General features: G+C 73.3%; 16 protein-coding genes and 1 pseudogene. 10 read left to right on the forward strand and 7 right to left on the reverse strand.

Features of this window, described 5'->3' with window-relative positions; translation table 11 throughout:
- Window position 1 precedes the first annotated feature (1 nt).
- The 5 genes from ACFZCP_RS34820 (at window position 2) to ACFZCP_RS34840 (ending at window position 8,460) form a co-directional block, all read left to right on the forward strand.
- Window positions 2–4,786, forward strand: a complete 4,785-nt coding sequence (locus ACFZCP_RS34820; protein WP_391435730.1) for a beta-ketoacyl synthase N-terminal-like domain-containing protein — start codon at window positions 2–4, stop codon at window positions 4,784–4,786.
- Window positions 4,783–5,103: an acyl carrier protein gene (locus ACFZCP_RS34825; protein WP_362694851.1), complete on the forward strand. Its 321-nt coding sequence runs from the start codon at window positions 4,783–4,785 to the stop codon at window positions 5,101–5,103. Before ACFZCP_RS34820 ends, ACFZCP_RS34825 begins: the two co-directional genes overlap by 4 nt.
- Window positions 5,104–5,106: 3 nt before the next feature.
- On the forward strand, window positions 5,107–5,922 hold the full coding sequence (locus tag ACFZCP_RS34830; protein WP_391435737.1) for an alpha/beta fold hydrolase: 816 nt from the start codon (window positions 5,107–5,109) through the stop codon (window positions 5,920–5,922).
- Window positions 5,919–7,301 (forward strand): nucleotide disphospho-sugar-binding domain-containing protein, encoded by a 1,383-nt coding sequence (locus ACFZCP_RS34835; RefSeq protein WP_391435740.1) that lies wholly within the window; start codon window positions 5,919–5,921, stop codon window positions 7,299–7,301. The genes ACFZCP_RS34830 and ACFZCP_RS34835 overlap by 4 nt, the downstream gene beginning before the upstream one ends.
- A 91-nt stretch (window positions 7,302–7,392) precedes the next feature.
- On the forward strand, window positions 7,393–8,460 hold the full coding sequence (locus tag ACFZCP_RS34840; protein ID WP_391435743.1) for a methyltransferase domain-containing protein: 1,068 nt from the start codon (window positions 7,393–7,395) through the stop codon (window positions 8,458–8,460).
- Between the two features lie 7 nt (window positions 8,461–8,467).
- On the opposite strand, the gene ACFZCP_RS34845 is transcribed toward ACFZCP_RS34840, so the two are convergent.
- Window positions 8,468–9,400: a lysylphosphatidylglycerol synthase domain-containing protein gene (locus ACFZCP_RS34845; protein WP_391435748.1), complete on the reverse strand. Its 933-nt coding sequence runs from the start codon at window positions 9,398–9,400 to the stop codon at window positions 8,468–8,470.
- 508 nt (window positions 9,401–9,908) lie between these two features.
- On the opposite strand from ACFZCP_RS34845, the gene ACFZCP_RS34850 reads away from it, so the two are divergent.
- Entirely contained in the window at window positions 9,909–10,553 is a 645-nt protein-coding gene (locus tag ACFZCP_RS34850) for a DedA family protein (RefSeq protein WP_362694866.1), read from the forward strand.
- A 90-nt stretch (window positions 10,554–10,643) separates the two neighbouring features.
- On the opposite strand, the gene ACFZCP_RS34855 is transcribed toward ACFZCP_RS34850, so the two are convergent.
- On the reverse strand, window positions 10,644–11,171 hold the full coding sequence (locus ACFZCP_RS34855) for a gamma carbonic anhydrase family protein (RefSeq protein ID WP_362694869.1): 528 nt from the start codon (window positions 11,169–11,171) through the stop codon (window positions 10,644–10,646).
- Window positions 11,172–11,280: 109 nt separating this feature from the next.
- Here ACFZCP_RS34855 and ACFZCP_RS34860 point away from each other — a divergent pair, with 109 nt between their 5' ends.
- Complete coding sequence (locus ACFZCP_RS34860; protein ID WP_391435754.1) at window positions 11,281–12,045, forward strand: acyltransferase; 765 nt, start codon at window positions 11,281–11,283, stop codon at window positions 12,043–12,045.
- Window position 12,046: 1 nt separating this feature from the next.
- On the opposite strand, the gene ACFZCP_RS34865 is transcribed toward ACFZCP_RS34860, so the two are convergent.
- Window positions 12,047–12,904, reverse strand: a complete 858-nt coding sequence (locus tag ACFZCP_RS34865) for an EamA family transporter (protein WP_391435757.1) — start codon at window positions 12,902–12,904, stop codon at window positions 12,047–12,049.
- A 103-nt stretch (window positions 12,905–13,007) separates the two neighbouring features.
- Here ACFZCP_RS34865 and ACFZCP_RS34870 point away from each other — a divergent pair, with 103 nt between their 5' ends.
- Both ACFZCP_RS34870 and ACFZCP_RS34875 read left to right on the forward strand, forming a co-directional pair.
- Entirely contained in the window at window positions 13,008–13,580 is a 573-nt protein-coding gene (locus tag ACFZCP_RS34870) for an XRE family transcriptional regulator (RefSeq protein WP_362694878.1), read from the forward strand.
- Window positions 13,581–13,622: 42 nt separating this feature from the next.
- Window positions 13,623–14,180, forward strand: a complete 558-nt coding sequence (locus ACFZCP_RS34875) for a YbaK/EbsC family protein (RefSeq protein WP_391435762.1) — start codon at window positions 13,623–13,625, stop codon at window positions 14,178–14,180.
- A 22-nt stretch (window positions 14,181–14,202) separates the two neighbouring features.
- Here the strand turns inward: ACFZCP_RS34875 and ACFZCP_RS34880 are convergent, their stop codons facing one another.
- Window positions 14,203–15,255 carry a cation diffusion facilitator family transporter gene (locus ACFZCP_RS34880; RefSeq protein ID WP_391435766.1) on the reverse strand — a complete coding sequence of 351 codons (1,053 nt, stop codon included), beginning with the start codon at window positions 15,253–15,255 and terminating at the stop codon, window positions 14,203–14,205.
- A 61-nt stretch (window positions 15,256–15,316) separates the two neighbouring features.
- Here ACFZCP_RS34880 and ACFZCP_RS34885 point away from each other — a divergent pair, with 61 nt between their 5' ends.
- Complete coding sequence (locus ACFZCP_RS34885; protein WP_391435771.1) at window positions 15,317–15,682, forward strand: metalloregulator ArsR/SmtB family transcription factor; 366 nt, start codon at window positions 15,317–15,319, stop codon at window positions 15,680–15,682.
- Between the two features lie 12 nt (window positions 15,683–15,694).
- On the opposite strand, the pseudogene ACFZCP_RS34890 reads toward ACFZCP_RS34885, so the two are convergent.
- From ACFZCP_RS34890 to ACFZCP_RS34900, 3 genes and pseudogenes are all read right to left on the reverse strand, one after another.
- Window positions 15,695–16,637, reverse strand: a pseudogene (locus tag ACFZCP_RS34890) (FAD-dependent monooxygenase).
- A gap of 286 nt (window positions 16,638–16,923) precedes the next feature.
- Window positions 16,924–17,349 (reverse strand): hypothetical protein, encoded by a 426-nt coding sequence (locus ACFZCP_RS34895; protein WP_391435775.1) that lies wholly within the window; start codon window positions 17,347–17,349, stop codon window positions 16,924–16,926.
- A 410-nt stretch (window positions 17,350–17,759) separates the two neighbouring features.
- The gene (locus ACFZCP_RS34900; protein WP_391435778.1) at window positions 17,760–19,400 is read right to left on the reverse strand and encodes an amino acid permease; all 1,641 of its coding nucleotides are present in this window, start codon (window positions 19,398–19,400) and stop codon (window positions 17,760–17,762) included.
- Window positions 19,401–19,472 lie beyond the last annotated feature (72 nt).

Here is a 19,472-nt window from a genome sequence, read left to right on the forward strand (position 1 = left end):
GATGACGCAGCGTCAGACAGCCGTCGCCGTGGTCGGGATGGCGGTGCTGCTGCCCGGTGCCGCCGGCCTGGACGCCTACTGGCGCAACCTGCGCGACGGCGTGGACGCGATCCGCGAGGTCCCCGAGGGCCGCTGGGACGCCGACTACTACCGCCCCGGCTCGGCGGTCGGCCCCGCCGCGGCCGACCGGATCTACTGCCGCAGGGGCGGATTCGTGGACGGCCTGGCCGAGGTGGAGGTGACCCGGTACGGCATCATGCCCGCCTCCGTGCCGGGCACCGAGCCCGACCAGCTGATCGCCCTCGACGTGGCCGCCGCCGCCCTCGCCGACGCGGGCGGCGAGGACCGGCTGCCCGACCGGCACCGGATCGGTGTGGCCCTGGGCCGCGGCGGCTACCTCACCCCCGGACTGGTCCGGCTCGACCAGCGGGTCCGGACGGCCGGTCAACTCGTGCGCACCCTCGGCGAGTTACTGCCCGATCTGTCCACCGCCCAACTGGAGCTGGTACGGACCGCGTTCACCGAGCGCCTCGGCCCGGACAGCCCCGAGTCCGCGATCGGCCTGGTGCCCAACCTCGCCGCCTCCCGCATCGCCAACCGGCTCGACCTGCGCGGCCCCGCCTACACCGTGGACGCGGCGTGCGCCTCCTCGCTGGTCGCCGTCGACCAGGCGGTCACCGAACTCGGCACCGGCCGCTGCGACATGATGCTGGCCGGGGGAGTGCACCACTGCCACGACGTCACCCTGTGGAGTGTCTTCTCCCAGCTCCGCGCCCTGTCCCCGACCCAGCGCAGCCGCCCCTTCCACCGCCACGCCGACGGCATCCTCATCGGCGAGGGCACCGGCGTCGTCGTCCTCAAACGGCTCACGGACGCCGAACGCGACGGCGACCGCGTCTACGCGGTGATCCGCGGGACGGGTGTGGCCAGCGACGGCCGTACCGCCGGGCTGGTCACACCCGACCCCGGCGGCCAGACCCGTGCCGTGCGCCAGGCCTGGCGGGCCGCCGGACTCGACCCCGCCGCGCCGCACTCGATCGGCCTGCTGGAGGCGCACGGCACCGCGACCCCGGCCGGCGACACGGCCGAACTCACCACCTTGGCCGAGGTGTTCGGGCCCGGAACGGCCCCCGGCGACGAGCGGCCCGCGCTCGGTTCGGTGAAGTCGATGATCGGGCACACCATGCCGGCCGCCGGGGTCGCCGGTCTGGTCAAGGCCGTCCTCGCCCTGCACCACGGCACCCTCCTGCCCACCCTCCACTGCGACGACCCGCACCCCGCCCTCGCGGCCACCCGCTTCCGCACCCTCGAACGGGCCCGCCCCTGGGAGACCCGCCCGCAGCAGCCGGTCCGGCGGGCCGCCGTGAACGCCTTCGGGTTCGGCGGGATCAACGCCCACGTGGTGCTGGAGGAGGCGCCGGGTGCGCGCCCGCGGCCGGCCGCCCGGTCCCGGCCCCCGGCGGTGGTCGCCGAGCCCGAACGCGTTCTCCTGCTCGCCGCCGACGGCGCCGACGGGCTCGGTGCCCTCCTCGGCGTCGACGACGCGGCCGTCCTCGCCTCGGGCCTGGACCCCGCGCGGCCGCACCCCGGCGCCGGCCCCGCACGCCTCGGCATCGTCGATCCCACCGCCAAGCGGCTCGCGCTGGCCCGGCGGGTCGTCGGCAAGGGCCGGGCCTGGCAGGGCCGCAACGACGTCTGGTTCCGGCCCGCGCCCCTGCTCGGGCCCGCGGGCGGCAGGCTGGCCTTCGTCTTCCCCGGCCTGGAGAGCGACTTCGCGCCCCGCGCCGACGACATCGCCGCACACTTCGGCCTGGCCGCACCCTCCAGCGTGACCGGCACGGACGTGCAGGTCGGCGATGTCGCACGGCACGGCCACTCCGTCGTCGGCGTGGGCCGGCTGCTGGACACCGCGCTGCGCCGCATGGGAGTCGTACCGGACGCGGTCGCCGGGCACAGCGTCGGCGAGTGGACGGCGATGGTGGCGGCCGGACTGTACTCGGGCAGCCAAGTGGACGCCTTCATGGCCGAGTTCGACCCGGACGCGTTGACCGTGCCCGGTCTCGCCTTCGCCGCGACGGGTGCCTCGGCCGACCGGGTCCGCGCCGCACTCGCCGAGGCGTGGGCCGGCTCCGGAATCGTGCTCTCCCACGACAACGCGCCCCGCCAGTCGATGGTGTGCGGGCCCGACGCGGCGGTCCGGGAGTTCGTACGGGCCTTCCGCGCCGAGGGCGTCCTGTGCCAGGTGCTGCCCTTCCGCTCCGGCTTCCACACGCCGATGCTCGAACCGTACCTCGCGCCCATCAAGGAGGCCGCCGACCGCTTCCGGCTCCATCCGCCGGCCGTACCGGTGTGGTCCGGGACGACCGCCGCACCCTTCCCGGCGGACGAGGCGGCGGTGCGTGAGCTGTTCGTACGGCATCTGCTGGAGCCCGTGCGCTTCCGCGAGCTGATCGAGGCCCTGTACGCGGCGGGCCACCGCGCCTTCGTCCAGACCGGCCCCGGCCAGCTGGCCTCCCTCGTCGCCGACACCCTCGCCGACCGCGACCACCTCACCGTCGCCGCCAACTCACCCCACCGCTCCGGCCTGTCCCAGCTGCGGCGTGTGGCAACGGCGCTGTGGGCGGCCGGAGCACGGGTGGCACCGGCCCTGTCAACCGCCCGGCCGGCCGAACCGGCAGCGCATGCCGGCGCCTCCGAACCGGCTCCGCGTGCCCACGCGCCCGCGGGGACGACCGCCCGCCCCACCGTCCGCCTCGACCTGGACGGCGCCCTGGTGTCCCTGGCCGGGCCGGCCCTCGACGCACTGCGGTCGCAGGTGCGGGCGGCCCGCCCCGCGCCTCACCCCTCGCGGCTGCCCCTGCCCGCCGCGTCCTCCCTGGACGGCCTCGCGGCCCGGTTCCCGGCCGCCGCCGAGCTGACCGCCCTGCTGCGGGACACCGCGGACACCGCCGCGGAACTGATCGCGGCACGTGACCGCCCAGACGCCGCCCCGGCGCCCGTACCCCCGACAGCCGTCACCACCCCCGCTCCCGCCCCGCCCGCCCCCACGACCGCCCCGCCCCGCTCCACCACCACGACGACCGTGCGCGTGTCCCCCGACACCATGCCCCACCTCCTGGACCACTGCTTCTTCCCGCAGCGCGCCGGCTGGCCCGACGCGGAGGACCGCTGGCCCGTCGTCCCGGCCACCACGCTGGTGCGGCACATGATGGAAGCGGCGGAGGAAGCAGCGCCCGGGCTGCGGGCGGTCGCCGTGCACGGAGCGCGGTTCGACCGGTGGCTCACCGCCACACCCCCGGTCGACGTGCCCGTCACCGTCACCCCCGAGCCCGGCCATCCGGACCGCGTGGCCGTCACCTTCGGTCCCACGGCCCGCGCCGTGGTCGAACTCGCCCCGCACCACCCCGCACCGCCCGCGCCCGGCCCCCGGCCCGGCGCCCCGGAACGCGCCCCCGAGCACACCGCCGCCCAGATCTACCGTGAGCGCTGGATGTTCCACGGCCCGGCGTTCCAGGGCCTCACCAAGCTGACGGCGATCGGCGACCGGCACATCCGCGGAGTGATCACCGCACCCGCGGCGCCGGGCGCGCTGCTCGACAACGTCGGCCAGCTGCTCGGCTACTGGATCATGGCGACCCGCACCGAGCGGACCGTCGTCTTCCCGGTGCAGATGCGGCACATGCGGTTCCACGGGCCCCACCCGGCCCCCGGGACGCAGGTCGTCTGCCTGCTGCGGATCACCTCGCTCTCCGACACGGTCCTGGAGGCGGACGCGGAACTGTCCGTCGGCGGCCGGGTGTGGGCCGTGCTCGACGGCTGGCAGGACCGCCGCTTCGACAACGACCCGCAGACCCGGCCCGTCGAACGCTTCCCCGAGCGGCACACCCTCTCCGAGGCCCGCCCCGGCGGCTGGACGCTGGTGCACGAGCGCTGGCCCGACCTCGCCTCACGCGAGCTGATCATGCGCAACGCGCTCGGCGGCGCGGAGCGCACCGAGTACGCCCGCCGCCCGCCGCGCGGCCGCAGGCAGTGGCTGCTCGGCCGGATCGCCGTCAAGGACGCGGTGCGGCAGTGGCTCTGGCAACAGGGCGAAGGCCCCGTCTTCCCGGCGGAGCTGCGCGTGCACAACGACGAACTCGGCCGCCCGTACGTCACCGGCGTGCACGGCCGCACCCTGCCCCCGCTGGACGTGTCGCTCGCTCACCGGGCCGAGGCCGGCGTGGCGATCGTACGGCCGCACCGTCCAGGTCCCGGGCCGGGCATCGACATCGAAGAGGTCACCGCCCGCGACCCCGCGACCCTCACCACCGCCCTCGGCGGCGACGAACTGCGCCTCCTGCGGTCGCTCTGTGCGGGCGGCCCCGACGGCGAGGCCCTGTGGTTCACCCGCTTCTGGGCCGCCAAGGAGGCCGTCGCCAAGGCCGAGGGCGTCGGATTCGACGGCCGCCCCAGGGACTTCGCCGTGCGCGAGGCAGCCCCGGACGGCAGCCGGCTGGTGGTCTCCGGCCGCCTGGAAGGCGCGTACACCGTGCACTGCGCGCCCGCGAACAACCCGCCCACCCTGCAGCAACGCGTCTACGTGGTGGCCTGGACGACGGGCCCCGCACCCGCCGACGGACAAGCCGCCGCGCCCGCCGAGGGATGTCACCTCACGCCCGCCGAGCCACAGGGCCCCGCAGCTGACGACGGACAGGGCCCCGCACCCGTCGCCGGGCCCGGCAGCGCACCCGGCGACGGACAGGACGTCGGACAAGACGACGAAACAGCCGAGGAGTACACCCGATGAACCCCACCCCGCCGGTCCCGGCGCAGCCCACCACCGACACGGTGCTCGCCGAGATCACCGGCATGCTCCGCACCCTCCTCGCGGAGTACGGCGAGGACGACGTGGTGATCGGCATGTCCACCACCTTCAACCGCGACCTGGAGCTGGAGAGCATCGACCTCGTCACCCTGGCGGGGCTGCTGGAGGAGCGGTACGGACGCAGGGTCAACCTCGCCGAGTTCCTCGCGGGCATGGAGTTCGACGAGATCATCGACCTGACCGTGGGCCGGCTCGTCGAGTACGTGGTGTGGAGCCTGAAGGCGACGGAGGCGGGCTGAGCCATGGCGATGATCGACGCCGCCGGAATCCGGCTGCACGTCCAGCGCATGGGCCCGGCGGACGGCCGCAGTCCGCACGCCACGGTCGTCCTCGTGCACGGACTGCTCACCGACAGCCTGGCCAGTTACTACTTCACCGTCGCCCCGGCCTTCGCCGCGGCCGGCCTCGACGTCGTCATGTACGACCTGCGCGGGCACGGCCGCAGCGAGCGCCCGGCGGCCGGCTACACCCTCGACCACAACATCGACGACCTGGAGGCGCTCCTCGACCGGCTGGGGATCACCGGCCCCCTGCACCTGGTCGGCAACTCCTACGGCGGCACGATCGCCTTCGGCTACGCGGCCCGCCACCCGGACCGCACGGCCTGCCTCACGCTGATCGAGTCCGAACCCGCGACCACCGCCTGGGCGTCCAAGCTGGGCGGCATCCTGCGCCGGGTGGTGGCCCAGCTCGCGCACAACGAACCCGACGCCATCGCCTGGATCACCGCGAACCGCGGCCACAACACCGCCCGTCTGGCCAAGGGCGCCGCCCGGCTCGCCCGCGAGACCACCCTCGGCCGGGACATCCCCGCCAGCCGGGTGCTGACCGAGGAGCAGATCGGGGCCGTCCGCTGCCCGGTCCTCGGCGTGTACGGCGGCGACTCGGACCTGGTGGACCTGGTGCCCCTGAAGCAGGCGCTGCTCGCGGACTTCCGGTCCGTCGTGCTGCCGGGCCATGAGCACTCGGTGCTGGTCGAGGCGGCCGGCGCCGTCGGCGGGCACATCCTGGACCTGATCGGCTCCGTGAGCGGCGGCGTGCGGGCGGGGGTCCGGTGAGCCGGTTCCTGTTCGTCGTCCCGCCGCTGGTCGGGCACATCAACCCGGCCGTCGGTGTCGCCGCACGGCTCGCCGAGCGCGGACACCGGGTGGCCTGGGCCTGCGCCGACCCCGCACTGCTGCACCGGCTCGCGGGCGAGCAGGCGCGGGTGTACCCCTGCGACGGCCCGGTCCCGGGTGCGGAGGGGGCCGTCCGGCCGCCCGACCTGCGCGGTGCGGAAGCGCTGAAGTTCCTGTGGGAGTGGTACCTGGTGCCGCTCGCCGACGCGATGGCACCGGGTGTCCGTGCGGCCGCCGAGGAGTTCCGCCCCGATGTGCTCGTCGCCGACCAGCAGGCCTTCGCCGGTGCGCTGGTGGCCGAGCGCCTCGGCCTGCCGTGGGCGACCTCGGCCACCACCTCGGCCGAGTTCACCGGCGCCTACGACGGCCTGCCCAAGGTCGTCGAGTGGCTGCACCAGCGGCTGGCGGGACTGCGCACCCGGATCGGCGACCCGGCCGGCACCGCCGACCCCCGCTACTCCCCGCACCTGATGCTCGTCTTCAGCACACCCGAACTCATCGGCCCCCTGGCCCCGTTGGGGCAGCGGATCCACTACGTGGGACCGTCCCTCGCCGACCGTCCCGCCGGCCCCGGCTTCCCGTGGGAGTGGCTGGACCCCCGCCGGGCGAAGGTCCTGGTGACCCTGGGCACCGCCAACGCCGACGCCGGCGGCCGCTTCCTCGCCGAGTGCCTGGCCGCACTGCGCGAACGCGCCGACCGGGTGCAGACGGTGCTCGTGGACCCGGGCGACAGCCTCCAGGCCCGCCCCGCCCGTCCTGCCGGCCCCGGTGCCCCCACCCGCCCTGCCGGCCCCCGCGCCCCCGTCCGCCCCGGCGATCCCGCCCGCCCTGTCGGCCCCGTTGGCCCCGGCGGTCCTGTTGGCCCCGGCGGTCCTGTTGGCCCCGGCGGTCCTGTTGGCCCCGGCGGTCCTGGTGGCTCCGGCGATCCTGTTGGCCCCGGCGGGCCTGTCGACAAGGACGTGCTGATCCTGCCGTCCGTGCCCCAACTCCCGCTGCTGGAGCGGATGGACGCGGTCGTCTGCCACGCCGGGCACAACACCGTGTGCGAGGCGCTGTGGCACGGTGTCCCGCTCGTGGTGGCCCCCATCCGGGACGACCAGCCCGTGGTGGCCACCCAGGTCGTGGACGCGGGCGCCGGCGTGAGGGTCCGCTTCGGCAGGGTCACCGCGCCCCGACTGGGTGCGGCCCTCGACACCGTCCTGAACGACCGTGCCCACCGCGCCGCCGCGGCCCGTGTCCGCACGGCGTTCCGCTCGGCCGGGGGCGCCCGCGCAGCCGCCGACCACCTCGAACGACTGGCCGCGCACAGCAGCCGGTGAGCCATGCCCGCCCGGAGGGACGAGGGAGGGCCGACGGGCGATCGAGGGACGACCGAGAGCCGATGAGCGATCAAGGGACAACGGAGAGCCGATGAGCGACCAGAGGAAGAACACCGAGCGCATCGCCGCCCTGCGCCCTGCCTACCAGGTCGATCTGGCCGACGGCACGGACCGCTTCTTCGCACCCCGGCGCACCACCTGCCCCTGGTGCGCTTCGAGCCGTCTGACGACCCGGCTGCGCACCACCGACCTGCTCCAGCACAAGCCCGGCCGCTTCGGCCTCGACCGCTGCACCGACTGCGGCCACACCTTCCAGAACCCCCAACTGACCGCTGAGGGGCTGGAGTTCTACTACCGCGACTTCTACGACGGTCTTGGCGAGCAGCGCATGGGTGGCACCTTCGGCGGCCGCACCGCCATGTACCGGGACCGCGCGCAGTCGATGGCGCCGCACGACCCCACCCCGAAGAACTGGCTCGACGTCGGCACCGGCCACGGCCACTTCTGCGAGGCCGCCCGGACGGTGCTGCCCGGCACCTGCTTCGACGGCCTCGACTTCACCGACGGAGTCGACCTCGCCGCCCGCGAGGGCCGCGTGGAGCACGCCTACCGCGGTGCCTTCCCCGACCTCGCACCCGACCTCGCCGCCCACTACGACGTGGTGAGCATGTTCCACTACCTGGAGCACAGCACCGACCCCGACCGCGAACTGCGCGCCGCCCACGAGGTGGTACGCCCCGGCGGTCATCTGCTCATCGAGGTACCGGACCCGGAGAGCCGCTACGCCCGTCTGCTCGGGCGCTGGTGGCTGCCCTGGCTCCAGCCGCAGCACCTGCACTTCATGCCGGTCGCCAACCTGCGCCGGCGGCTGACCGACCTGGGCTTCACGGTGGTCGCCGAGCAGCACGCGGAGCCGCACGACCCGGTCGACCTGCTCGCCGCCGTCTGGCTCTGCCTCGACCACACCGCCCCGCGCGAGGACGCCCCCTGGCTGCCCGAACCGCCCGGCGCCCTGCGGCGCACCCTGCGCACCGCACTCCTCCTCGCGTCGGTGCCCGCCCTGATCACGGCCGCCCTCCTCGACCGGCTCGCGATCCGACCCCTGTCCCATCGCCTCGGCCTGTCCAACGCCTACCGGCTGGTCGCCCGCCGCGAGTGACCGGCGCTCACAGGACCTTCGCGCGGATCAGCGCCGACAGCACCAGGGCGCCCGGCAGCAGCGGCAGCCAGTCGGTCAGCACCCGGTAGCCGATCACGGTCGCGGTGGCCACCGCCGGCGTGGCGCCGAAGGCGACCAGGGTCCACACCAGGGCGGCGTCCACCGCCAGCCCCCCGGGGGACGGTACGGCTCCCACGGCGGTGCCGGCCGCCAGATAGGCGAGGACCACGTGCTCCCAGGGCAGTCCGAGGCCCAGCGAGGACCCCACGCACACCAGCGCGCCGCCCTGCACCAGCGGCATCGCGGCCGCCCCGCCCCACAGGGCCAGCACCCGCGCGGGCCGGCGGTGCACCTCCCGCGCGTCGGCGACGGCGGAGCGCACCAGCTCCGTCACCGGGCGCCGCAACGGCCGTACGACCGTCATGAGCACACCCACCAGCGCGAGCGCGCCGCCCGCGACGGCGGCGACGGGCACCAGGAACCGGCCGTCCGGGACCAGGTCCCCGAGCCGCCGCCAGGCGGGCGTGACGGCCAGGAACACCAGCAGCACCACGGTCTTCGCGCTCGACTTGGCCAGCGAGTACAGGCCGATCGAGGCGGTCGCGCGGGCGAGCGGCACGCCCTGGGTGCGCAGGAAGCGGACCGTGACGGCGTGCGCGCCGAGGCCGCCGGGCAGGGCGTGGTTCGCGGCACCGGCGGCGAACTGCGAGGCCAGCAGCAGCCCCGGCGGGACGCGGTCCGGCAGCGCTCCCTGCCGGACGCAGGAGGCCGTGACCCAGGTCAGGCAGGTGAACCCGCCCCCGGCCAGCAGCCACCAGGGGTCGGCCGCGACCAGCCGGGCGGCGCCCTCGTACGCCAGGGGCCGGTTGGCCAGGACCCAGCCCGCGGCGAACAGCAGGGGAAACAGGCACAGGGCGAGCCGGACGGGCCGGGCCGCCATGAGGGAGGCACGACGCGCCGGAGCCCCGGACCGGGGAGGGGAAGTGGCGCCGGGCGCGGCGAGCGAGGGCGAGGCGAGCGCGCCGAGCGGAGAAGCCGAGGCGAGTGGGGAGGGCGACGGATGCGAGGCGAGCGGGGAGGGCGGAGAAGGTGAGGCGAGTGGCGAGGGCGGAGAAGGTGAGGCGAGTGTCGAGGGTGCAGTGGGCGACGTGAGCGGGGAGGGTGAGCCGGGTGAGGAGAGCGGGGACAGTGAGGACACGGGGACGTCGTCCTTCCGCATCGGGCTCCACGGGGGTGGGGCCTGGGGGAGGCGGGGCGGCGAAACCGCGGGAAGTTTTCCCCTCCCGTATGACACCGGGATGTCCGAAACCCGAAGGCGCGAGGGCGGGACGGTGCCGCCGGGCGTGCGCGGGAGCCGCCGTTCACCGCCGACCAGGTAGCCTTCCCATGGGGTGGGCTGCGCAAGCCACGCTCCGGCACCCAAAGACGACGACAGGGGAGGAACCGGCGTGCACGTCCAGGAATGGCTCGACACGGTGCCACCGGCTGCGGTCTACGCCGTCGTGGCGCTGGTGATCGGCCTGGAGAGCCTGGGCATCCCGCTGCCGGGCGAGATCGTCCTGGTCTCGGCGGCGCTCATGTCCTCCCACCACTCCGGGATCAACCCGGTCGTCCTCGGCGCCTGTGCGACCGCCGGTGCCGTCATCGGCGACTCCATCGGCTATGCGATCGGCCGCAAGGGCGGACGCCCGCTGCTGGCCTGGCTCGGCAGGAAGTTCCCGAGACACTTCGGTGAGGGCCATGTCGCCACCGCGGAGCGGTCCTTCGAGAAGTGGGGCATGTGGGCCGTCTTCTTCGGCCGCTTCGTCGCCCTCCTGCGCATCTTCGCCGGCCCGCTCGCGGGTGTCCTGCACATGCCGTACTGGAAGTTCCTGACGGCCAACGTCCTCGGCGGCATCTGCTGGGCCGGTGGCACCACGGCCGTCATCTACTACGTGGGCGTCGTCGCCGAGGACTGGCTGAAGCGCTTCTCCTACCTGGGCCTGGCGGCAGCGGTCCTGATCGGCCTGGCCTCGATGCTGATCATCAAGCGCAAGGCGAAGAAGGCGCAGACGCAACAGCGCGAGGCGGAACCCGTCGGCACCGGGGACTGAAGCGCCCCGCAAGGGGCGCGGGCGGTGGCGGTGTGCGGCTCCGCCGCGCGGGCGCGACCGGCCCCGGCCCGCCCGCGGACGCCGCACTCCCTACTGATGCACCTCGCGGTGCGCCTTCGCCAACTCCGCGTACAGGGTGCCGTTGAGGGTGACCCCCTCGCGCTCCTCGGCGGCCAGTTCCCTCTTCACCTTCGCCGGCACCCCCGCCACCAGCGACCCGGGCGGCACCACCATCCCCTGCGGCACCAGCGCCTGAGCGGCCACCAGCGACCCCGCCCCGATCACCGCCCCGTTGAGTACGGTCGCCCCCATCCCGATGAGGCAGTCGTCCTCCACGGTCGCCCCGTGCACGACGGCGTTGTGCCCGATGGAGACCCGCTCGCCCACGCGGACGGGAAACCCGGGATCCGCGTGCAGCGTGACGTTGTCCTGCACGTTCGCGTCCGCCCCGACGGTGATCGTCTCGACATCGCCCCGCACGACCGCCCCGTACCAGACGCTGGCCCCCGCGCTCAGCGTGACATCCCCGATGACCGAGGCCGTCGGTGCCACGAACGCCTCAGGATCGACCCGGGGCTCCTTGCCCCCGATACCCACGATCAGCGCCTTGTGCGTCATCGCCGTCTCCTCGTCTGCGTCGTGTCCCCGAACGGTACGACACCCGGTGGGGCAAAGATCACAGCGGTCCGCCCTCTCGCCGGTGGCGACCGCTGAGTAACGTGACCCCGTGCCGAAGCGCAAGAACACGTTCTCGTCCCGGAGGCGCAGCCTCGCCCAGCGCGCCGTCCACGCGGCCTGGTCCTGGGTGCAGCGCACGGGCTCCGTCACGGCCGAGCACCCTGCGGGATTCCGCTTCGGCGCGTTGGGATCGGGTACCCGACTCGCCTTTCCGCTCGGCACGGTCTTCGGCGAGCCCTGGATCCACCTCGGCGCCCACTGCATCATCGGCGAGCAGGTCACCCTCACCGCCGGCCTGATGCCGGACCTGGACCTCGGCCCGGACCCGATCCTGTGCATCGGCGACGGAGTCGTCCTCGGCCGCGGCAGCCATGTCATCGCCGACACCACCGTCACCATCGGCGGCGACTGCTACTTCGGGCCGTACGTCTACGTCACCTCCACCAACCACTCCTACGACGACCCGCACGAGCCCATCGGCAGGCAGTGGCCGCGCATGGAGCCGGTCGAGATCGGCCCCGGCTGCTGGATCGGCACCGGCGCGGTGATCCTGCCGGGAGCCCGGATCGGCCGGAACGTGGTCGTGGCGGCCGGCGCGGTGGTCCGCGGGACCGTGCCCGACCACGCCGTGGTGGCGGGGGCTCCCGCCCGGGTCGTGCGGCGCTGGACGCCCGACGAGGGCTGGCAGCCGCCGCTGCGGACCCCGGCACCGATACCGCTCCCGGACGGGATCACCCCGGAGCAGCTGTGCGCCCTGGCCGACCTGGACGAGGAGGCGGCCGCCCGGCTGGCCCGTCTGGAGGCCGACGGCTGACTCAGCCGGTCGCCAGCAGCACCGTGCCCAGCAGGGCGAGCCCGGCGCCCGCGGCCTGGATCCCGCGCAGCCGCTCGCTGAGGAAGCCGCGCGCGGCCAGCGCGGTGACCACCGGGTAGAGCGAGGCGAGCACCGCGGCCACGGTGACCGGGCCGTGCTGGGCGGCGACCGCATAGGTGCCGTTGGCCGCCACGTCCGCGAGGCCGACGAAGGCCAGCGCCGGCAGCGCGGTGCGGGGAAGGCCGCCTTCGGGCAGGGCGGGGGTGCCCCGGCGCACTGCTGCGTACAGCGCCGCGCCACCCGCGGCGACGCTCGTCACCCGCTGCACGAACAGCGACAGGAAGAGGCCGGTGACATTGGTCGAGGCCTCCGTGATCAGCGCGAACACCGTGCCGAAGCCCAGCGCCGCGACCAGTGTGAGCAGGATCGTCAGCCGCTGCACGGGCGCACCGCGCAGCTGCGGACCGCCCGCGAGGACGACTCCGGTGACGGCGACACCGATGCCCGCGACCTGGAGGGCTCCCGGGCGCTCGCCGAGCAGCAGCCCCACCCCGACCGGGACGGCCACACTGAGTGTGGCCAGCGGGGAGACCACGCCCATCGGGCCCAGCGCCAGCGCTCTGTAGAAGCAGAACACGGCCAGCGGGCCGGCCAGGCCCGCCGCGACCGCGAACCACAGCCGCGGGCCGGCCTCGCTCCAGCCGCCGGTTGCGACCACGACCGCGCCGAGTACGGCCGCCGCGATCGCCTGCGAGACGACGACCACCGTCAGCGCGGGTGTGCGGCGTGTCAGCAGCCCGCCGCCGAAGTCGGCCAGGCCCCAGAGGAGACTGGTGGTCAGTGCGAAGAATGCTGTCACGGGCCACCTCGCAGTACAGTGCAGTGAACATGTAGGTGCACCACAGCATAGTGCAACAAGCTGAACCTCGTAATTCAATAAAGTGAACCCTCCTGGATGTGATGTGTCGGACCTCGACCTGCTGACCCAGTCCCTGGCGCGCAACGTCAAACGCTGGCGTGCCGAGCGCGGCTTCACCCTGGACGCCCTGGCCGCCCGGGCGGGAGTCAGCCGCGGCATGCTCATCCAGATCGAACAGGCCCGCACCAACCCCAGCATCGGCACCGTGGTCAAGATCGGCGACGCGCTCGGCATCAGCGTCACCACCCTGCTCGACTACGAACAGGGCCCCAAGGTCCGGGTCGTCCCCGCCGATCAGGCCGTACGGCTGTGGCACACGGAGGCGGGCAGCTACAACCGGCTCCTGGCGGGCACCGAGGCCCCCGGACCGCTGGAGATGTGGGACTGGCGGCTGATGCCCGGCGACCGCAGTCCCTCCGACCCGCACCCGTCCGGCACCGTGGAACTGGTCCATGTCACCGCGGGCGAGCTGACCCTCACCGTGGACGGTGTCGAGCACCTCGTTCCGACGGGCGCGAGCGCGGCCTTCGAGGCCAACACCCCGCACACGTACGGCAATGAAGGGGACGTCCCCATGGAGATGGTGATGGCCGTCTCGGTCCCGCCCGTGCGCTGATCGCCCGCCGGTGCCCGGTCCGCGGACTGCTAGCGTGCGGCCATGCGTGCACCCATCGGAGACTTCGACTCCGCCACCCCCGCCCCGGAGTGCCTGGACGCGCTGACCGCGCCGGTCGCCGACGCCGTACGCCACTGGCGGGGGAGTGTCCCCGCCGACCGGATCGTCTACGTCGACACCGACCCGCGCTGGGCCGACACGGCCGTGTTCGTCGAGCACTACGGCCGCGACCTGCTGGAGCGCTCGGCGAACTGCGTGGTGGTCGCGGGCAAGCGGGGCGGCGACACCACGCTCGCCGCGTGCGTGGTGCTCTCCACCACCCGGGCCGACGTCAACGGCGTGGTGCGCCGCCATCTCGGGGCCCGGAAGGCCTCGTTCGCCGCGATGGACACCGCGACCGGCGAGACCGGCATGGAGTACGGCGGCATCACCCCGATCGGGCTGCCCGCCGACTGGCCGGTGCTGGTGGACGCGGCCGTGGCCGACCTGCCCTACGTCCTGATCGGCAGCGGCCGGCGGCGCGGCAAACTGCTGGTGCCGGGCAAGGCCCTCGCGGAACTGCCGGGCGCGGTGGTGCTGGAAGGGCTCGGGGTCGCCTGAGGCCAGGCCGTCACGCCTTGGATCAGGCCGGCAGGTGATGGGCCAGCGCCAGATGCGGGTCCGTCCCGCCCGACACCGGTGCCGGATCGGCGTGCACCAGGGCAGCCGTGAGCCTCGGTACGGCATGCAGCAGGGCGTGTTCGGCCTCGACGGCGATCGCGTGCGCCTCGCGCACCGTCGCCTCGCCGTCCACCACGACCGCCAGCTCCGCCCGCAGCCGGTGACCGATCCAGCGCAGCCGCAGCTCGCCCACCCCGCGCACGCCGGGCACCGCACGCACCGTCTGCTCGGCCCGGTCGACCAGCGCCGGGTCGACGGCGTCCAGCACCCGCCGGAACACCTCCCGCGCCGCGTCCCGCAGGACCAGCACGATCGCGGCGGTGATCGCCAACCCCACGATCGGGTCGGCCCGTTGCCATCCCAGGGCCGCGCCCGCGGCCCCCAGCAGCACGGCCAGTGAGGTGAACCCGTCCGTGCGGGCATGCAGTCCGTCGGCGACGAGCGCGGCCGAGCCGATCTCCCTGCCCACCCGGATCCGGTACCGAGCCACCCACTCGTTGCCGACGAAGCCCAGCAGCGCGGCGACCGCGACCGCCGGCACCTGCTCGACCGGGCGCGGATCGAGCAGCCGCCCGACGGCCACCCAGGCGGCGAACGCGGCGGAGGCGGCGATGGTCAGCACGATCGCGAGACCCGCGAGATCCTCGGCGCGCCCGTAACCGTAGGTGAACCGCCGCGTCGCTGCACGGCGCCCCAGCACGAAGGCGATGCCCAGGGGGATGGCCGTCAGCGCGTCCGCCGCGTTGTGCACGGTGTCCCCGAGCAGCGCCACCGACCCGGACACCGCTACCACCGCCGCCTGTGCGAGGGCGGTCCCTCCGAGCACGGCCAGCGACACCCACAGCGCCCGCATGCCTCGTGCCGAGGACTCCAGGGCGGGGTCGAGCTTGTCGGCCGTCTCGTGCGAGTGCGGGGTGATCAGGTGGGCGAGGCGGTGCCGCAGCCCGGGAGAGGTATGGGCATGGCCGTGCTCATGGGGTTCCTGGCCCTGCTGGTGCGTGTGCCGGTCGCTCACGTGGATCCCCTTCCGGTGTGCGGGCATGGACGTACGGCGCCCATGGAGCCATTATGTGCGTATGAGCGCACGCATGCACCTATCACCTGCGCATCATGCGCAGCCGCGCAGCCCCGGCGACGAGCAGTTCGCGGTCGCCGCCGAACTCCTCGCGCTGCTCGGCGACCGCACCCGCCTCACCCTGCTGCATTCCCTGACGGCGGGCGAGGCCGACGTCACCACGCTCACCGAAGCGTGCGGCTCCGCCCGTCCCGCTGTCAGCCAGCACCTGGCCCGGCTGCGCCTCGCGGGCCTGGTCGCCACCCGCAAGGAGGGCCGCCGCGTGGTCTACTCGCTGAGCGACGGCCATGTGCGCCGCCTGGTCGGCGAGGCGCTGAAGGTGGCCGACCACCGCCTCGCCGAGAAGGTCACCGCCCCCGAGCGCTGATCCGCCGTGCGCTCAGAACGCGGCGGCCGCCCCCAGATACTGCTCGGCGAAGGCCGCCGCCGCGGCGGGCGAGGTGAACAGGCGGCGCAGCCGGGCCGGCGTGGTGCCCGCACGGAACGGATCGCCCGAGGCGCCACCGTGATGGATGTCCGACAGCCACTGCGAGAACTCCTGGTAGTCCCACACCCGCCGCAGAGACGCCGCCGAGTAGCCGTCCAGGCCGCTCCCGTCGCCCCGGGTGACGTACGCGACGAGCGCGTCGCCGAGCAGGAAGGCGTCGTGCAGGGCGAGGTTCATGCCCTTCGCCGCGATCGGCGCCGTGGGATGGCCGGCGTCGCCGGCCAGCGACAGCCGCCCGTGGACGAGGGGTTCGACGACGTAGTGGGGCATGTCCAGCACCCGCTTCTCGGTCAGCCGCCCTTCGGTCAGCGGCGGCGCGCCGGCCGCTCCGAGGCGGGTCCGCAGCTCGGCCCAGACCCGCTCGTGCGGCCAGTTCCCCGGGTCGTCGCAGCGCAGCAGCCGCCGTTCACCCGTCTCCGGACACTGGTACGACACGGCGGGCCGGTCCGAGTCCCGGTCGTGCAGCCGTACGTCGCGCACGCCGAAGCGGATGTCACCCGCCGCCCACGTCGGCGTACTCCCGCACCGGGTCCGTCACCAGCAACGGCTGTGGGTAGACGTGGTGATGATGACCCGTCAGATGGCTGTAGGGGAAGCGGTACCGCCCGCCGCCGAAGCGGAACTCGCAGGTGTCGTTCACCTGGGCCCGCGTCAACAGATTGTCGGCCAGGCCGCGCCGGGCGAGTTCACGGACCGCCCATTCCTCGATGACGCCGGCTCTCGGCCGGGTCTCGATGAACTGCCTGCTCTCGTTCTCCAGGACCACGCAGTCGACGGAGGCGGCCCGCAGGACGGCGCCGATGGTGAGCCCGGCGGGCCCGGCGCCCACGACGATCACCGTACGGCGTTCCTCGGGCGTGGAGTCGGGGTGGGGAGAAGGGGAGATCGCCCCCACATTGTGACGGTGTCCCGTCAGCCGCAGGCCGATGTGACACCAGGGGAGAGCAGGGTCAGGCGCGGGGGCGTCGGCGCTGGTGCAGGAGGTCCTGAAGACGGCGGACCACCACCTTGCCGAGCGGTGAGGGTGCGCGACGCGAGAGGGGTCGGCTTGTCGTAAAGGGAAAAACGACCCCTGAAGGGCCGTTTTCCCGGTCTTCGTGGTCAGACGGATCCGGAGGGGATCACGAGTGGATCTTGAGGGGCTCGGTGCACAGGCTCTTGGCGGGGATGTCGCCGGTGACCTCGCTCAGGCAGACCTTCATCGTGGTCCCGTTCGCGTACTTCTTGTCGAACTTCGATGGGAAGGCGGTCAGCCAGTCCTGCGTGGTCTTCGGGGACTTCAGGCTGGACGCCAGCTTTCCGTTGATGTAGAGCGTCAGCTTCGGCCTGCCCCAGATGCCCATGAACCGTCCGTGGATCGACTTGACCGTCAACCCCTTGCCGTCGATGAAGATGCACACAAGGTTCGATTCCTCGCGCGTCACCTGGTGGTTCTCGCAGTCATTGGAGGAGGCGGACGCGATGCCGGTGGACCCGACCACGAACGTAGTGGCCATCAGCGGTACCAGCAGGGCGGGCACGGCCGCCCGCAAACCCTTGATCTTCACGTGAACTTGTTCTCCGTTGGCTTCTGTTCGGTCATGCCTGGGTCCCAGACCCTTCTCGATGATCATGGTATTGCCGGAATCAGGGATTCCGTCCCGTGCTTACTCGCCCTTGACCGAGCCATGTGTCGAATTTGATGTGAGCATGTCATGTCAGGGAGGCGAGAACGCCGCCGGCCACGGCCACACGGTCGTGGCTGACGGAGGACGCCCTTGTTGGAGAGGGGTGACTGGTCAGCGCGTGGGTACGTCCACAACCGCGACCTCGTCGATGCCGCGCTGGATTCCCCGGGGCACGGGGAGAGGCTCGGGCCGGTGGCAGACGCCCGGCGAGAAGGGGAGATCACTCCCACATCATGACGGTGTCCCGTCAGCCGCGACGCGGCCGACGGGACACCGGGGCAGGAGCGGCGTCAGTGCGCCGGGGCGTCGGTGACCACGACCTCTTCGATGTCGCGCTCGATCTGCTCGGACGCGGAGGCGGTCGCCTTGGCCCAGAAGTAGATGCCGAGCGAGAACACCGTGACGGCCAGGATGTCCCACCACAGCGGGAGGTCGCCGTTACCGCCGAAGGTGCTCAGGTAGGACATCACGCCGATGCCCGCCAGGTAGGGGAGCAGCCACTGCGCGGCCTTGAAGTCCAGCCGCGGCGCGTTGGGCAGGCCCTTGCGGATCGCGTACCAGGCGTAGGAGCCGAGCAGCACGTAGCCGATCAGGATCGCGAAGCCCAGGCGCCACAGGGTGTCCCAGCCGGACCAGAAGATGATCAGGTTGGCGACCACGAAGGACAGCGGGGAGATGAATTTGCCGCCGGGCAGCTTGTACGGACGCTCGTGGTTCGGCAACCGGTCCGAGAAGACGCCGTAGGCCAGCGGGGCGCCCGCGTACATCAGCACGCTCGCCGAGGTGATGAAGCTGACCAGCGTCTGCCAGCTCGGGAAGGGCAGGAAGCAGATCACGCCGGTCACGAAGGAGATCGCGAGGCCGAACCACGGCACACCGCGCGAGTCCGTCTTGGCGAACACCTTCGGCGCGTAGCCGTTCTTGGCCAGGCCGTAGGAGATGCGGGAGGTGGCGGTGGTGTAGATCAGGCCCGTGCCGCCGGGGGAGATGATCGCGTCGGCGTACAGCACCCAGGCCAGCCATCCCAGGCCACACAGCGTGGCGAGACCCGCCCAGGGGCCGCTGATGCCGGCGTAGTTCAGGTTCGCCCAGCCCTTGGCGAAGGAGGCGTGCGGCAGGGCGCCGATGAACACGATCTGGAGCAGCAGGTAGATCACGGCGCCGATCGCGACCGAGCCGAGCGTGGCGCGCGGCAGGTCACGCTTGGGGTTGCGGCTTTCGCCGGCCAGCTGGATTGCCTGCTCGAAGCCGAGCAGCGCGAAGATGATGCCGCTGGAGCTGATAGCGCCGAGAACGCCCGCGGCGCCCTTGGGCGCGAAGCCCTCGGAGGTGAAGTTGGCCGGGTGGAAGTTGCCGATGGCGATGACGAAGATCGCCGCGAGCGGGACCGCGATCTTCCACCAGGTGGCGGCGCTGTTGGTGTGCGCGAGGATGCGGACGCCGAGGAAGTTGACCGCGACGAACACGGCCATGAGGATCACGGCGACGGCGATGCCGCTGGCCGTGAGTGTCTGGTTGGCGTTCTGCAGCCCGTCGGCGAAGTGCCAGTGCTTGGCATAGCCGATCATGGCCTCGACCTCGATCGGGGCCACCGTCGCGGCCTGGAGCCAGGAGAACCAGCCGAAGGACATGCCGGCCAGGCCACCGAAGGCGTAGTGCGGGTAACGGGCGGTGCCGCCCGCCACCGGGAACATGCCGCCGAGTTCGGCGTGCACCAGCGCCAGCAGCACGATGGCCACCGCACCGATCACCCACGAGATGATCGCCGCGGGGCCGGCCGCCGCGACCGCCTTCTCGGCACCGAACAGCCAGCCGGATCCGATGATGGAGCCCACGGAGGCCCACATCAGACCGATCAGACCGACGTCGCGGCGCAGGCCTCCGGCCTGCGCCGTCGTGTCTACAGGCGCGGCATGGTCGACTTTCGCCATGTCAAGTGGCCTCTCAGATCGTAAACGCGGAATTAACGGGGAAGGAGGCCACAGGCTAGGAACGCTTTCCGT

The organism is Streptomyces sp. NPDC007971 (genome assembly GCF_042958635.1).
In the GTDB taxonomy this organism is placed as follows: domain Bacteria; phylum Actinomycetota; class Actinomycetes; order Streptomycetales; family Streptomycetaceae; genus Streptomyces.